The sequence below is a fragment of the Ancylobacter sp. TW_SC_1 genome, assembly GCF_056836805.1.
This window is the reverse complement of record NZ_CM166365.1, coordinates 2,625,283-2,639,150: the sequence shown is the minus strand read 5'-3', so window position 1 is coordinate 2,639,150 and position 13,868 is coordinate 2,625,283. Positions and strand designations below refer to the sequence as shown.

Annotated in this window: 13 protein-coding genes; 8 read left to right on the top strand and 5 right to left on the bottom strand. The window is 66.5% G+C overall.

Annotated features, from left to right (window positions below; genetic code table 11):
• The first annotated feature begins 94 nt into the window (after positions 1 to 94).
• From AC1PZ7_RS12190 to AC1PZ7_RS12170, 5 genes are read left to right on the top strand one after another with little or no spacing between them, the layout of a single operon-like run.
• Positions 95 to 871, top strand: a complete 777-nt coding sequence (locus AC1PZ7_RS12190) for a glycosyltransferase family 2 protein (protein WP_482355492.1) — start codon at positions 95 to 97, stop codon at positions 869 to 871.
• A 5-nt stretch (positions 872 to 876) separates the two neighbouring features.
• Positions 877 to 1,146: a lipid-A-disaccharide synthase N-terminal domain-containing protein gene (locus tag AC1PZ7_RS12185; RefSeq protein ID WP_482359630.1), complete on the top strand. Its 270-nt coding sequence runs from the start codon at positions 877 to 879 to the stop codon at positions 1,144 to 1,146.
• On the top strand, positions 1,143 to 2,771 hold the full coding sequence (locus AC1PZ7_RS12180; RefSeq protein ID WP_482355491.1) for an ArnT family glycosyltransferase: 1,629 nt from the start codon (positions 1,143 to 1,145) through the stop codon (positions 2,769 to 2,771). Before AC1PZ7_RS12185 ends, AC1PZ7_RS12180 begins: the two co-directional genes overlap by 4 nt.
• A complete protein-coding gene (locus AC1PZ7_RS12175) occupies positions 2,746 to 3,420 on the top strand; it encodes a response regulator (RefSeq protein WP_482355490.1) in 675 nt (224 codons plus the stop codon). The genes AC1PZ7_RS12180 and AC1PZ7_RS12175 overlap by 26 nt, the downstream gene beginning before the upstream one ends.
• Complete coding sequence (locus AC1PZ7_RS12170; protein ID WP_482355489.1) at positions 3,417 to 4,853, top strand: sensor histidine kinase; 1,437 nt, start codon at positions 3,417 to 3,419, stop codon at positions 4,851 to 4,853. Before AC1PZ7_RS12175 ends, AC1PZ7_RS12170 begins: the two co-directional genes overlap by 4 nt.
• Before the next feature lie 102 nt (positions 4,854 to 4,955).
• Here AC1PZ7_RS12170 and AC1PZ7_RS12165 read toward each other — a convergent pair whose 3' ends face one another.
• Positions 4,956 to 6,278: a PQQ-dependent sugar dehydrogenase gene (locus AC1PZ7_RS12165; RefSeq protein ID WP_482355488.1), complete on the bottom strand. Its 1,323-nt coding sequence runs from the start codon at positions 6,276 to 6,278 to the stop codon at positions 4,956 to 4,958.
• A gap of 269 nt (positions 6,279 to 6,547) precedes the next feature.
• Between AC1PZ7_RS12165 and AC1PZ7_RS12160 the strand changes: the two genes are divergently transcribed.
• From AC1PZ7_RS12160 to AC1PZ7_RS12150, 3 genes are all read left to right on the top strand, one after another.
• Positions 6,548 to 7,513, top strand: coding sequence for an NAD-dependent epimerase/dehydratase family protein (locus AC1PZ7_RS12160; RefSeq protein WP_482355487.1), 966 nt, complete (start codon positions 6,548 to 6,550; stop codon positions 7,511 to 7,513).
• A 54-nt stretch (positions 7,514 to 7,567) separates the two neighbouring features.
• Positions 7,568 to 8,668: a glycosyltransferase gene (locus AC1PZ7_RS12155; RefSeq protein ID WP_482355486.1), complete on the top strand. Its 1,101-nt coding sequence runs from the start codon at positions 7,568 to 7,570 to the stop codon at positions 8,666 to 8,668.
• Between the two features lie 248 nt (positions 8,669 to 8,916).
• Positions 8,917 to 9,510: a polysaccharide biosynthesis/export family protein gene (locus tag AC1PZ7_RS12150; protein ID WP_482355485.1), complete on the top strand. Its 594-nt coding sequence runs from the start codon at positions 8,917 to 8,919 to the stop codon at positions 9,508 to 9,510.
• Between the two features lie 51 nt (positions 9,511 to 9,561).
• Here AC1PZ7_RS12150 and AC1PZ7_RS12145 read toward each other — a convergent pair whose 3' ends face one another.
• The 4 genes from AC1PZ7_RS12145 to AC1PZ7_RS12130 form a co-directional block, all read right to left on the bottom strand.
• The gene (locus tag AC1PZ7_RS12145; RefSeq protein WP_482355484.1) at positions 9,562 to 11,058 is read right to left on the bottom strand and encodes an O-antigen ligase family protein; all 1,497 of its coding nucleotides are present in this window, start codon (positions 11,056 to 11,058) and stop codon (positions 9,562 to 9,564) included.
• Positions 11,055 to 11,804: a metallophosphoesterase family protein gene (locus AC1PZ7_RS12140; RefSeq protein WP_482355483.1), complete on the bottom strand. Its 750-nt coding sequence runs from the start codon at positions 11,802 to 11,804 to the stop codon at positions 11,055 to 11,057. The genes AC1PZ7_RS12145 and AC1PZ7_RS12140 overlap by 4 nt, the downstream gene beginning before the upstream one ends.
• A gap of 120 nt (positions 11,805 to 11,924) precedes the next feature.
• Positions 11,925 to 13,211, bottom strand: coding sequence for an outer membrane beta-barrel protein (locus tag AC1PZ7_RS12135; RefSeq protein WP_482355482.1), 1,287 nt, complete (start codon positions 13,209 to 13,211; stop codon positions 11,925 to 11,927).
• A 14-nt stretch (positions 13,212 to 13,225) separates the two neighbouring features.
• Entirely contained in the window at positions 13,226 to 13,825 is a 600-nt protein-coding gene (locus tag AC1PZ7_RS12130) for a hypothetical protein (RefSeq protein ID WP_482355481.1), read from the bottom strand.
• Positions 13,826 to 13,868: the final 43 nt, after the last annotated feature.

The following is a 13,868-nucleotide window of genomic DNA, read 5'->3' as shown; positions in this document are numbered from 1 at the left end:
CACGAACGACCTCTGCCGCGCCGCCGTAAGGATCGCGTAAGCTGAGCAGACGAGAGATCCGCCATCGGCGAACGACGCGCCGGCGGAGACCCACATGCGCCACGACGCTTTCGATCTTCCACTGGCCAGCCTGAGCGCCCTGCGCGCCAGCGTGCCGGACGTCTCCATCGTGATTCCGGTCCGGGACGAGGCGGAAGCCATCCTTCCCCTCATCGAGGAGATCGCCACCGTCCTGCGGGCCGAGAGGTTCGAGATACTCGTCATCGACGATGGATCGACGGACGGAACGGCGGATCTGGTGCGCCGGACGGCACGCAACTGGCCCAGCCTCTCGCTGCTCGGGCATCGGGCGTGCTGCGGCCAGAGTGCTGCCATCCGCACCGGCATCCAGGCGGCGCTGGGGCGCACCGTGGTGACGATGGACGGCGACGGGCAGAACGATCCCGCCGATATCCCGGCGATGTTGGCCATGTACCGCCGGGCCTCCGTATCGAGGATCCCGGTCCGCATGGTGGCCGGCCAGCGGCGGCGGCGCAACGACAGCCTCGCCAAGCGGCTCTCCTCGCGCATCGCCAATGGCGTGCGGGGCACCCTCCTCGATGACGGCATCGCCGACACCGGCTGCGGGCTGAAGGTATTCGACCGCGACTGCTTCCTGCGGCTGCCGTACTTCGATCACATGCACCGCTTCCTGCCGGCACTGATGCAGCGCGAGGGCTATGTCGTTCTCACCCATCCCGTGAACCATCGCCCCCGGTCCGCCGGCCGCTCCAAATACGGTACCTGGAACAGGCTCTGGGTCGGCATCGCCGATCTCTTCGGGGTGATGTGGCTGCGGGCGCGCATGCGCCATCCGGAGGTCGTCGAGTGACCGCCATGTTCTGGACGGCCTTCGGACTGGCGGGACAAGCCCTGTTCTCCGCCCGTTTCCTCCTTCAATGGTGGCAGAGCGAGCGCGCGGGCCGCAGCATCCTGCCACATGGCTTCTGGTATCTGAGCATCGCCGGCGCGCTCAGCCTGCTGACCTACGCCATTTACCAGCGCGATCCGGTCTTCATCGTCGGGCAGTCTGCCGGCCTCCTCGTCTATGTGCGCAACATTCGCCTGCTGCGCGGAGAACGCCGCAGCGCGCGTGCCGACGCATGAACCACGCCTCTTCATTTGCCGAACCGGCGACGGGGCAGACGGGCGCCCTGCCGCTGGCGAGGGAACCCCTTCTGCTGGCCGTAAGCCTGAGCCTCTTCGCTATCGTGCTCACGCTCACGCTGCGCCGCCCCTTCGCCATTGACGAGACGCGCTACCTGACCGTCGCCTGGGAAATGTGGAACTCCGGCGATCCCATTCTCCTGCACCTCAACGGCGCGCCCTACAGCCACAAGCCGCCGATGCTGTTCTGGCTGATCAATCTCGCCTGGCTCGTCACGGGACCGACGGAATGGAGCGCGCGGCTGGTGCCGGCACTGTTCTATCCGGCCAGTGTCCTGGCGACCTATCGGCTGGCGAAGGAGATCGCGGGCCCTCTCCTCGCCGCCCGCGCTGCGCTCGTCCTTGCGAGCACGGTCGTCTTCGCCGCGATGGCGACGGCGGTAATGTTCGACGCGATGCTGACGGGGGCGGGGGTTTTGGCGCTGCTGGGACTGCTGCACGCTGCACGCGGGCGGGCGCGGCTCGGCTGGATCATGTTCGCCGTGTCCCTCGCCTTCGGCCTTCTGGCGAAGGGCCCGGTCATGCTGATGCATGCCGTGCCGGCGGCGGTGCTGGCGCCGCTCTGGGCGCCGGCGCGCCCGCGCGGCTGGGCCGGCTGGTACATGAGCTTGATTCTCATGGTCTTTCTCGGCGCGCTTCCGGCCCTCGCCTGGGCCGTGTCGGCGGCGGGGGCGGGCGGTGCGGATTTCGCGGCCGTGCTGCTGTGGAAGCAGACGGCCGGCCGCATGGTCGGGGCCTTTGCCCACCGCCGGCCCTTCTGGTTCTATCTGCCGCTACTGTCGGCGCTGCTGCTTCCATGGGGCTGCAGCCACCGCATGTGGTGCAGGAGCGCCTGGGCGGGACTCTGGAGCGACAGGGTCTGGCGGCTCCCGGTGATCGCGACGCTCGCCGGGTTCATCGGCTTCTCGCTGATCTCCAGCAAGCAGCTGCATTACCTCCTGCCGCTCCTGCCGGCCGCCGCCCTGATCATCGCCCGTGTGATCTCGCGCGCCGGCGGCGACGACCGGCCGGAGAACGGGTTCGCGATCGCCACGCTGGCCGCCGGCCTCGCCCTCTGGGGCTGCGCGATGCTGGCGCCGGTCTTTCCCGACACCCTGCCGCCGCTTTCGGCCAAGGAGGGGCTGCTGCTCATGGCCCTGTCGCTGGCGGTCTGGCTGCTGCGCAACGACGTCTGGCGCGCCGCACCGGCGCTGACGGCCAGCCTGCTGCTCGCCGGCTTGCTGGAGACGTCGGCGGGCGGCCTGCCGAACTTCGATATCGCGCCCCTCGCCGCAAGGCTCGATGGCGCGCGGCCGATCGCCTTCGTCGGCGGCTATGAGGGCGAGCTGGGATTTGCGGCGCGGCTGGAGAACCCGGTCGAGGTCCTGCGCGAGGGCGACGCCGCCCGCTGGCTGGCGCGCCATCGCGACGGCCAGCTCGTTGCCCGCTACAAGGGTGATCCACCGCGTTTCGACGCATCCCTGCTCTGGAACCAACGCTATAATAAAAGATGGATCGGCCTCTGGTCTGCTGCCGGAGCCGATATCGGGGCGAGCGGCGATGCGTCTACTGTTGGTGGAAGATGAACGCGAGCTCGGCCGCCTGCTCGCCAGCAGCCTGAAGGCAGCGGGATTCGCGGTCGATCATGTGGTGAGTCTGGCCGAGGCGGACGCCGCCCTGGCCGCCGAGACCTACGACATCGCGGTACTTGACCGCCGCCTGCCGGATGGCGACGGCCTCGACCTGCTGCGGCAGCGCCGCAATGCCGGCATGACGCTGCCGGTGCTCGTGCTGACGGCGCGCGACAGCCTGCCGGACCGGGTGCAGGGATTGGAAGAGGGCGCCGACGATTATGTGCTCAAGCCCTTCCATGTCGACGAACTGATCGCCCGGCTGAGGGCCCTGCTGCGCCGTCCGAACCAGGCGCTGGGCGTGAAGGTCGGGATCGGCAATCTGTCGCTCAACACCATGGACCTCACCGTGCATGTCGGCGAGCAGCCGCTCGCCCTCTCGCGGCGCGAACTGGGGCTGCTGGAACTGTTCATGCGACGGGCCGGCCGCGTCGTGACCAAGGAGGTCATCGAGGGCGCGCTCTACGGCTTCAACGAGGAACTCGAATCCAACGCCGTCGAGGTGCTGGTTCACCGGCTCCGGCGCAAGCTCGCCGCCGCGGAGGCGACCCCGTCCATCCATACGCTGCGGGGCATCGGCTACCTGATGGACGACGTGCCATGACGCTTCCCCGTGAGACGGCGCCAGGCGAGACGCCGGCTCCGGCAATTCAGGCCCCGGAGACGCCATCCCCCCTGCCCTCCGCATCCGGCCGCTGGTCGCTGAAGCGGCGCCTGGCAATACGGCTCGCCATCGTGCTCACGCTCGGCGTGCTGGGCCCCGCCATGGTGATGATCGGCGCCGCCATGATCGCCATCAACAGCATGGACGACCGCGCCCTGCAGGATCAGGCATCCGATATCGCCAATGCGCTCGACACCAGCGCGACGCCGGCGCAGCTCCGGCTGCCGGACAACCTGGCGGCAGCCTACGTGAACTCCGGCGACGCCTATCTCTATCTGGTGGCCGGCCCCGACCGCACCGTGCTCGCCGCCTCGTCGCCGGTAGCCGCCGCAGCACTCGACTCGGCGCTGGGGAGTGAGGACGAGCGGTTCTTCGCCGTCCCCCGCCCGGATGGCGGCGTACCCTGGTACGGCTATGCGACCACCAAAGGGGACTATCGGATATTGGTGGCGCAGGGCGACCTGCACGACGACACGCTGGCGGACAGCGTGATCCGCGAACTCGTGAATTTCAGCCTCGTGACCGCGGTACCACTGCTCGTCCTGACGCTGATCGTCGCCATGTGGACGCTGAACCGGGCGTTTCGCGAGCTCGACCGCGTCGCCGAGCAGGCGCACGCGATCCAGCCCGACAGCTCCGGGGGGCGCCTCTCCCCGGACGGCCTCCCCGACGAGATCCGCCCCCTGGTCGCCGCCGTGAATGACGCGCTGGCCAGGCTGGGGCGCGCTTATGATGTCGAGCGTCGTTTCACCACCGACGCCGCCCATGAACTGCGCACGCCGGTCGCGGTGCTCACCGCACGCATCGACACCATGCCGCCCGGCCCGCTGAGGAGCGAACTCGCCAGCGATGCGACACGGCTCAGCCGGCTGGTCTCGCAGATGCTCGACGTGGCGCGGCTCGACGCGGCGCCGCTGCCGATGGATGCCAGCGTCGATCTGGTGGTCCTCGCCCGCGAGGCGCTCGTCGCACTGGGTCCGCTGGCCGTTCGTCAGCACCGGACGCTGCAACTCGCCGCACCGCCGACCCCGGTCAGGGTCGCGGGCAACGCCAACGCGCTTCAGCTCGCACTCACAAACCTCGTCGAGAACGCCATGCTGCACACGCCCGAGGGAACGCCGATCGACATCGAAATCACCGGCGAGCCGGCCATTCGCGTGCTCGATCGCGGGCCGGGCGTGCCGGAGGAGGAGCGCGCCATGATCTTCGAGCGCTTCCAGCGCGGACGCGCCATGACCTCGCCGGGCACGGGACTGGGCCTCGCCATCGTCGACGAGATCGCGGTGCGCCACGGCGCCAAAGCCGCCGTCACGCCGCGACCGGGCGGCGGCAGCGTGTTCGCCATCGTCTGGAACGAGCCGGCGGCGCGCTAGAGCCGCTTGAACCGAGAGCGGTTTCCCGTCGATCCGGCGTTCTCGCCGGATCGCAAAGGGCTCTGGACGCCGTCGGACCGGATCGCGAGCTGCCGTGGTGGGTCAGGCCGGGGTGACGCGCCAGATGCAGTCGCCGACATCGTCGACCACCAGCAGCCCGCCGCGCTTGTCGACGATGACGCCCACCGGGCGGCCGAGCGCCTTGCCGTCCACCCGGAAGCCGCCGAGGATCTCCTCCGGCGGCCCGACCGGCTTGCCCTCCGCGAACGGAATGAAGATCACCCGGTAGCCGGAGGGCGGATTGCGGTTCCACGAGCCGTGCTGGCCGATGAACACGCCGTTGGTGAAGCGCGCGCCGAAGCGCCCGTCGTCGACGAAGGTCAGGCCGAGCGAGGCGGTGTGCGAGCCGAGCGCGTAATCCGGCTTGAGCGAGGCCGCCACGAGATCCGGCCGCTGCGGCTTCACCCGCTCGTCGACGATCTTGTCGTAGTAGCAATAGGGCCAGCCATAGAAGGCGCCGTCCTTCACCGAGGTCATGTAGTCCGGCACGAGGTCGTCGCCGATCTCGTCACGCTCATTGACGCTGGTCCAGAGCTCCCCCGTCACCGGATTCCAGTCCATGCCGACGGGGTTGCGCAGGCCGCCGGCGAAGACGCGCACCGCCCCGGTCGCGATGTCGACCTCGAGGATGTTGGCGCGGTTCTCCTCCTCCTGCATGCCGAACTCGGCGACGTTGGAATTGGAGCCGACGCCGACATAGAGCTTGGTGCCGGCCTTGTTGGCGACCAGGCTCTTGGTCCAGTGATGATTGCGGCCCGAGGGCAGGTCGCAGACCTTCACCGGGGGAGCGTCGATGCGGGTGGCGCCCGGCACATAGGGGAAGCGCACCAGCGCATCGGCATTGGCGACATAGAGCTGGTCGCCGACCAAAGCCATGCCGAAGGGCGAGAACAGGTTCTCGAGGAACGGCACCTTGATCTCGGCCACGCCGTCGCCATCGGCGTCGCGCAGCAGGGTGATGCGGTTGGCGCTCTTCACGCCCGAGCCGGCACGCACCATGACGAAGCCCATCGCCCACCAGCGCAGGCTGAAGATGCCCGCCGGCCAGGGCGGGCCGGCCGTCTCGGCGACGAGGACGTCGCCGTTCGGCAGCTCATAGACCCAGCGGGGATGATCGAGGTCCCCGGCGAAGGCGCCGACCTTGAAGCCGGGCGCGGGCCTGGGCTGCTGCCCCGGCCCCCAGCCGACGGCCGGGGCGATCTTCATGATCGGAATGAGGGTCGGCTTCGGCTTGGGCAGCTTCGGCAGGTCTCCATAGCCGGCTTCCTCCGCCAGCGCCGGCGCCTTGCGCAGGTCGGTGAGCAGATGGACCACACCGGTGATGCAGGCACCGAGAAAGCCGCTGATCTTCACGTAGTTGGCCATGGTCGGCTCCGGCTATTGGGACAGGCTATCTGATCGCACAACGGCGCGCCGGCGCAATCCCCTCCTTCGCTCGCAAGGCTCCTCGCCCGCGCCGTCCGGCTCTATTCCTGAACCGTGTGCCGGTAAAGATGTGGACATCGTCTCGCCGCTGCCGAATAAAACGCACGGAACGGTCGGACCACGGCGGCAACCCGGCCCCGATTTATTTCGATTTTGCGTATGATTGCAGATCAATCCCGGCCGCGCGCCGAAGGTGGACATTGAGCGAGATGCATCGCAAGACCGTGATCGTCTTTGGCGGCGGCGGATTCATCGGGTCGCATCTGCTGCGTCGGCTGGCGGCACTGGATACCCACCGCCTCGTCAGCGTCGACATCCGGTCGCCCAGAATCGAGGTGCCCGGTGTCGACTACGTCACTGCCGACGTGCGCGACCTGTCGGGATTCGACGTCGGCGGCGAGATCGACCTCGTCTACAATCTGGCCGCCGTGCACACGACGCCGGGCCATCCCACGCACGAATACTACGAAACCAATATTCGCGGGGCGACCGAGATAACCGCCTTCGCGCGCCGGCGCGGCGTGCGGACCCTCATGTTCACCAGCTCGATCTCGGTGTACGGGCCGGGCGAGGAGACGAAGACCGAGACGTCGGCGCCGACGCCGGAATCCGCCTATGGCTGGTCGAAATGGCTGGCCGAGGGCATCCACCGCTCCTGGGCGGACGAGGATGCGCAGCGCCGGCTGGTGATCTGCCGTCCGGCCGTCATCTTCGGCCACAGGGAAGGCGGCAACTTCACCCGCCTGGCCAGGCTGCTGCGAAAGGGCTTCTTCGTCTATCCGGGCCGCAAGGACACGATCAAGGCCTGCTATTATGTCGAGGATCTCGTTCAGTCGATCCTTTACGCGCTCTCGCTGAACGAGCGATACATCGTGTTCAACGGCTGCTATCCGGACCGCTACACGCTGGAGCAGATCGTCGAGACGTTCAGGGCGGATCATTTCCCGGCGGCAAGGACCTACATGATCCCGCGCCCGCTGGTTCTCGGCCTTGCCCAGGCGCTGCGGCCGGTCTCCAGCGCGGGCATCGGCATCCACCCCGACCGCGTGATGAAGCTGGTACGCTCGACCGACATCGCGCCGGAGTGGCTGGAATCGCGCGGCGCCGCCCATTCGGGTCTTCTTGCCTCGGCACTGAAGCGCTGGAGCCGGGATTCGGCGGGCGCCTTTGACTGACCAGCCGCGAGCCCGTTTCACTCCTGTTCGGATTTCAACAAGAGACGCCCTCCCATGAAGGTAGCCTTGGTTCATTACTGGCTCGTCGGCATGCGCGGGGGCGAGAAAGTCCTTGAATCCTTCTGCCGCCTCTATCCGCAGGCCGACATCTTCACGCTCGTGGCCGAGCCGCGCAATCTCTCCGAAACGATCCGGCGGCACCGCATCACGACCTCTTTCCTGCAGAAGATCGGCGGCCGGCGGCACTATCAGAAGATGCTGCCGCTGATGCCCTATGCGCTGGAGAGCCTCGATCTCACCGGCTACGATCTGGTGATCTCCAACGAGTCCGGCCCCGCCAAGGGAGTCGTGACCCGGCCCGACAGCCTGCACATCTGCTACTGCGAGTCGCCCATGCGCTACATATGGGACCTCGAGCCGCAATATCGCGCCTCCTCGGGCTGGCTGTCGCGACTGGCCATGTCGGCCTTCGGCCCCGGATTGCGCCAATGGGACGTGACGACGGCGGCACGCGTCGACGCCTTCATCGCCAACTCCGATTACGTCTCCAAGCGCATCGCGAAATTCTACCGGCGCGATTCCCACGTCATCAATCCGCCGGTGGAACTCGGTCGCTTCGCTCCCAGCCCGACGCTCGACGATGCCTATCTCTGCGCCGGCCAGATCACGCCCTACAAGAAGATCGAACTCGCCATCGACGCCTTCAACCGGATGGGCAAGCGGCTCGACATCGTCGGCAGCGGCGCGAGCGAGCGGCTGAAGCGCCTCGCCGGGCCGACCATCCGCTTTCTCGGCGCGGTGAGCGACGCGGAGATGGAGCGCCATTTTTCCCGCTGCCAGGCACTGGTGTTCCCCGGCGTGGAGGATTTCGGCATCGTCCCGCTGGAAGTCATGGCGAGCGGCCGGCCGGTGCTCGCCTTCGCCCGCGGCGGAGCGACGGAAACGGTGCTCGACGGCAAGACCGGCCTGCTGTTCCATGAACAGACGGCGGATTCGATCATCGATGCGGTGACGCGCCTCGAAGCCGGGGCGGTGACCGGCACGCCCGAGGAGTTTCGCGCCCATGTGGCGCGGTATGGCCGCGACGTGTTCGAAAGCCAGATAAAGGCCTTTATCGACGACCAACTCGGCAGGGTGGCCGCAAAGGGGGCGTGAGGACGGAACATGGATCGGGTCTTGCTCGTCCGGGCAGTGGTTCCCACGATGCAGCGCTGCCGGGTCGACGGCCCGTTTCAGTGGTGCGACCGTGTCGCCCGACGATTTGATCCAGCTCTTGTTGGACTATCCCGGCCCCTTCGCCGACTATCGCTCGAAGCGGCCGCTTATCAGCTCTGATTTTATGCAGATTGTTGAATGGCACTTGTCAGTATCAAGGCGACGATAGGGGCGTGAGACGTAGCGATATGAGACTGAACCGGCGCGCACGCCACGTTCCCATGTGGAAGATACTGTTCCTGACACCCGCCATGCTGGTCGTCGCCAGTTGCTCGACCGTGCCCAGCGCACCGCCGCCCGCGCCGGGGGATCAGGCCGCCTCGACCGAATACGTCCTCGGCACCGGCGACAAGCTGCGCCTCACCGTCTTCAACGAACCGTCGCTGTCGGGTGAGTTCGAGATCAATTCGGCGGGCATCATCTCGATACCCCTCATCGGCAACATCCCCGCCCAGGGACAGACGGCTCATGCGCTGGAAACCACGATCGCGCAGAAGCTGTCTTCAGGCTACATGCGCGACCCGCGCGTCAATGTCGAGGTCCTGCAATACCGTCCCTTCTACATCATCGGCGAAGTGTCCAAGCCCGGCGAATACCCCTATCGCAACGGCATGAACATCATGAGCGCGGTCGCGGTCGCCGGGGGCTTCACCTACCGGGCGAACGACGCCACGGTCTATATCCGCCGGGCCGGCCAGACGCAGGAATATTCCTATCCGGTCGCGACGACCACGACGGTGCTCCCCGGCGACATCGTGCGCATCGGCGAGCGCCTGTTCTGAACGGGAAGAGTGCCGGCGCAGACCGCGCCGGCAGAGAACTCGCCAACCCGGTCAGGCGCTGGTGTCGATGCGCCGGCTCCAGCTCTGCGCAAGACCCGCGCCGACGATCGCCCAATAGGTGATCGCGACCGCCTGTATCTGAAGGCTGAAATCGAGCATGGCGTGGAACAGCACCGTCGCGCTCGCGCCCAGCGCGACGAAGCTCATGACATGCGGCCTGTCCCGCCGCAGCACGTTCGCCAGCGTCGTCGCGAGCAGGGCGCCGACCAGGACGAAAAGCGCCACAGCCGCCGGAATGCCGAGATCGAAGAGCAGTTCGATATAGGTGTTGTGCGCCTTGTCCCAGTGATGCCAGGGCGAGAAGGCTTCGGCCCCGCGATAGACGGCGAACATCCGGTCGAAGCTGCCATAGCCGAAGCCCGTAAGGGGCGCGTCCCTTATGGCTTCCAGCGCACGCGTCACCACCCCCCAGCGCGGATCGTCGGCCCCCTGCAGGTCGAACCGGCGGCCAAGGTCGTCGCCGAAGGCGACCATCGCGGCGAACAGGACGCACAATACCGGCACGGCCAGCGCGACGATCATCCAGCGCCGGCGCATCGACGTCAGCATGAGCAGAATGAGGGTGGCGAGCCCGGCCATGCTGGCGATGAACCCGGCACGGGAGATCGTCAGAACGAGAGCGACCCCAATGATCCCGACGGCCACGAGAATGCCGGGTGCCTTCTTCAGCGTGACGTCGACGATCGCCGTGGCGCGCATCGCCATCAGCAGGCTCCGGCGGATCTCGGCCCTGCGGTAGACGTCGATCAGCAGGCCGACCGTCGCGACGAGGCCGATCCCGGCATAGGTGGCGTAGCTGTTCTTGTTCACGAAGGTCGATGTCACCTGCCCGACATAGGCCCGCCGCTCGAACCACAGCAGGGTTTCAGGCGACAGCGCCAATTGCGCGAGACCGAAGATTGCGTAACCGACGGCGATGACGACCAGGGAACGCAGAAGCACATCGGCCCGCCGGCCGTCGCGGCAGAGCTGCAGCGCGAGATAGAAGGCGATCGCGTTCGTCAGAAGGACGACGAGGCCGCGCACGCCGGAATCCGGCGTCACCGAAATACTGCCGGACACCGGCGCGGCACCGGGAACGCGCCCCAGCACGTCGGCCGCCAGCTGCCAGAAGGGATTGTTCCAGCCCTGCGGCGCCAGGCCCGACAGCTGGAAGACGATCCACCCGACAATCGCCGTCCCGAGCAGGAGGGCCCACCAGAGCCGGCGCGGCGCGATCGCATGGCGCGCGCCCGTCGCCAGCACGCCCGCCTCGAACAGGATGAGAAGCGTGCCGAACAGAGCCGCGTTCACGCCCCAGGCGACAAGGCGATTGCTGCCCAGGAGGAAGGGTACCCAGGCGAGGCACAGGACCAGGCCGAGGAAGACGATGTCGTTATAGGTCTCATGGCCCGTCCTGCGCGCCAGGAAGGCGGAGGGTCGCGTGGACGCATCGTGCTCGACCGGGGGCTTTCGCACCGCGCCGGCAGGCGCCCGCGGCTGCCTCATGTGTGGATCACCCGGACCGTCTCACCTTCCAGCACGACGCAGGAAAGGCAATGGGTCAGATAGGCTCCGGTGTCGACATTGATGCGATTGGGCAGCCGTTCCACCTGCATCGTCGGCGTGTGCCCGTGCACAATCCGCTTGCCGTGGTCGAGCGGCGACTGAATGAACGCGTCGCGGATCCAGATCAGATCGTCGAACGACTGCCGGTCGAGCGCGACGCCCGGGCGAATTCCGGCATGGCAGAAGAAATAGTCGCCGATCTCATGCCGCGCAGCGAGCCCTCTCAGGAAATCGAGATGGGCGGCGGGGATCGCGGCGAGAACGGCGGCGCGCAATGCCTCGTCCCTTCCCGGATCGGCGAAGTCACGGGAAGAGACGCCATAGGAGAACAGGGTCTCCGCGCCGCCGTGCCCGAGCCAGACATCCCAATCGAGATCGCCGGCGAGCACGGCGAGCAGCATCGACTCGTGATTGCCCGTCAGGCAGGTCCAGGCCTCGTTCACGGTCCCGGACAGAAGCCGCTCGATCACCGCGGCACTGCCCTCCCCCCGGTCGATATAATCGCCGAGAAACACCATCCGGCACTCCGCCGCGGCCGACGCCGTATCGGCCGCTATGGCCTCGAGCAGGCGGAGCAGCAGGTCATGGCGCCCGTGGATGTCGCCAACCGCGTAGACGCGCAAGCCGTCGGGAATGCGGGCGGGCTGGTGAAGGATCGGGGCCGCGCGGAAACGGGAAAAGAACATGCCCTGCCTGAGCCGCCATATGCCGTCATGCGGCCATTACAATGGTAATCATATCAGAACGGCCGGCCCGCCACAAAAGCACCGGCATCGAGCAAGCAGGCTCGCCGCGAGGCGGCCCCCTCAATAGGCAAGCATCAGGCCCGCCGTGAATACATTCCGCGTATAGCTTTCGGCGCCGTTTATATTATTAAAATTGGTATCGAAATCGGTATAGGCATAATTGAATTTAGCGACAGCGAAGCGATTTATGAAATATTTGAGCTCCGCCCCGACGGCATACTGATTGTCGTCGCGCGGATATTCATCGTAATCCTGATTCAGATAATTGAACCAGCTGGACAGGATGATGTTGCGGCGAAATTCGTAATCAAGCCGCACACCCGCCGTGGAGCTCACAACCGCCGAACCGTTGAAGCCCTCATAGACAAAGTTCGAGGTCAGCACCTCCTGCCCGGCCGTGAAGGTCGCGGTCACCAGCGGGGTCACGAACCATTGTACGTTGGCGCCGAAGGTCATGCCGGAACTGCCTTTCAGATAGCCGTTCTCGGAACTCCAGTCGTAATAGCCAATGAAGGCCTCGCCGCGCGTCAGCCGCGTCGGTTCGAACTGGAGGCCGGTGATGACCCTGTATTCATCGGCATTGAAATCCGCATCCTGCATGTCGAACCAGTGAAAGGATCCGCCCACGAACACGCTGGTCAGCGGGCTGAGTTCATAGCCGACACGCCCGGAGACCAGATAGTCGTCTCCGTTGCGGTAGGACTGGTCGGTGGGCTCGCCCCCCAGCCAGCTGTCGAATTCGCGATAGCGGAAATCGAAGCCGCCCTTCGCCCAGAAACGGTTGAACTGCTTGTCGAAATTCACACCTGCCGTCACCTGATCGTAGGGCAGCGGATCACCAAGGTTGTTCACATTGGTTTCGTCGTCGCCCGGCAATTCGTTCAGGTGGGCATAGCGAACATAACCGCCGACATCGAGATCCGCGGTTACGTCGATCCGGCCGCGCGTGCCGATCGCATAGTCTTCATAACTTGCGTCGCTGTACTTCGCGTAGGTGGCACTTTCGAAATAGCCATCGAACGCCAGGAAATGACGCGCCCAGTCCGACTGCAGGTCGAAGGCCGGACGAACCGTCAGGATCCAGTCCTCCTTCTCGTTGTTATTGCTGGCGGTGATGTTGGTGTCATAGCTCTCGGAAACGCCGAGCGTCGGGAACAGGATGAACGAGCCGACGGGAACGCCGAGCGGCAGATAATTCACCGATTGACGGTCGAGCACGCTCGCGCGCGCCGGATCGACCTCGACGGCCTTGCGGATGCTCGGCGCATAATTGTCCGCCTGCGCCCAGGCCGAGGCCGGGAACAGCGCCAATCCCAGTGCAAAACCCCATGTCCTAAGCCTGCCCATGCGCCCCCGGCATCTCAAGACTGACTTGGTGGATTCGGAGTATCCGTCTCGCCGGGGTCGACGCTATCGCCATCGACACCGACCACGCTACGCGACGTACCGGCAGCGGCACTGCTGAACGATCCCATGAAAAGCGAGGCCATCTGGCCCGACACACTCCCCATCGCGCCCTGCGCGGAAACCGCTTCAAGAACCGCCGCCGAGATCGCTTCGGCCGCCGATACGCGACCGTCGCTGTTCAGTGCCTTCGTTCCCTGACCGAGGCCCGTGCCGAGAATCACCACCAGTCCGGGCTGGTTCGCCACGCTCGCGGCAACCGCCGCGGCAATCACCGCCTTGGCCAGGTCACTCACCTGAGCATCGGTGGCGGCGCCTTCGATCAGCCATTGCAGAGCCAAGGCTTTCTCGGGGCCCGTCAGTGAGGATGCCATGATATGGGCAACCTGTGCGGCGGCGCCCTGCTGCCCCTCGGACGCCACGACCACGTCCAACACGGCGCGCTCGGCAGCCCCGACGACGGCGAATGCGGCATCGCTCAGCGCAACAGAAAACGCCGGCGCCGAAGCACCGACCAGCAACGCCAAAGCGAATGCGCGTGCCGTCCTGCCCGTCATGCCCCCGCACCGACCTTCCCTATTTGTTAGGTATAATAACCCG

Coding starts and splice junctions, on each gene's coding strand:
- AC1PZ7_RS12170 (WP_482355489.1), top strand. CDS start 3,417: ATGACGCTTCCCCGTGAGACGGCGCCAGGCGAGACGCCGGCTCCGGCA.
- AC1PZ7_RS12155 (WP_482355486.1), top strand. CDS start 7,568: ATGAAGGTAGCCTTGGTTCATTACTGGCTCGTCGGCATGCGCGGGGGC.
- AC1PZ7_RS12140 (WP_482355483.1), bottom strand. CDS start 11,804: ATGTTCTTTTCCCGTTTCCGCGCGGCCCCGATCCTTCACCAGCCCGCC.
- AC1PZ7_RS12185 (WP_482359630.1), top strand. CDS start 877: ATGTTCTGGACGGCCTTCGGACTGGCGGGACAAGCCCTGTTCTCCGCC.
- AC1PZ7_RS12135 (WP_482355482.1), bottom strand. CDS start 13,211: ATGGGCAGGCTTAGGACATGGGGTTTTGCACTGGGATTGGCGCTGTTC.
- AC1PZ7_RS12145 (WP_482355484.1), bottom strand. CDS start 11,058: ATGAGGCAGCCGCGGGCGCCTGCCGGCGCGGTGCGAAAGCCCCCGGTC.
- AC1PZ7_RS12190 (WP_482355492.1), top strand. CDS start 95: ATGCGCCACGACGCTTTCGATCTTCCACTGGCCAGCCTGAGCGCCCTG.
- AC1PZ7_RS12165 (WP_482355488.1), bottom strand. CDS start 6,278: ATGGCCAACTACGTGAAGATCAGCGGCTTTCTCGGTGCCTGCATCACC.
- AC1PZ7_RS12160 (WP_482355487.1), top strand. CDS start 6,548: ATGCATCGCAAGACCGTGATCGTCTTTGGCGGCGGCGGATTCATCGGG.
- AC1PZ7_RS12130 (WP_482355481.1), bottom strand. CDS start 13,825: ATGACGGGCAGGACGGCACGCGCATTCGCTTTGGCGTTGCTGGTCGGT.
- AC1PZ7_RS12150 (WP_482355485.1), top strand. CDS start 8,917: ATGAGACTGAACCGGCGCGCACGCCACGTTCCCATGTGGAAGATACTG.
- AC1PZ7_RS12175 (WP_482355490.1), top strand. CDS start 2,746: ATGCGTCTACTGTTGGTGGAAGATGAACGCGAGCTCGGCCGCCTGCTC.
- AC1PZ7_RS12180 (WP_482355491.1), top strand. CDS start 1,143: ATGAACCACGCCTCTTCATTTGCCGAACCGGCGACGGGGCAGACGGGC.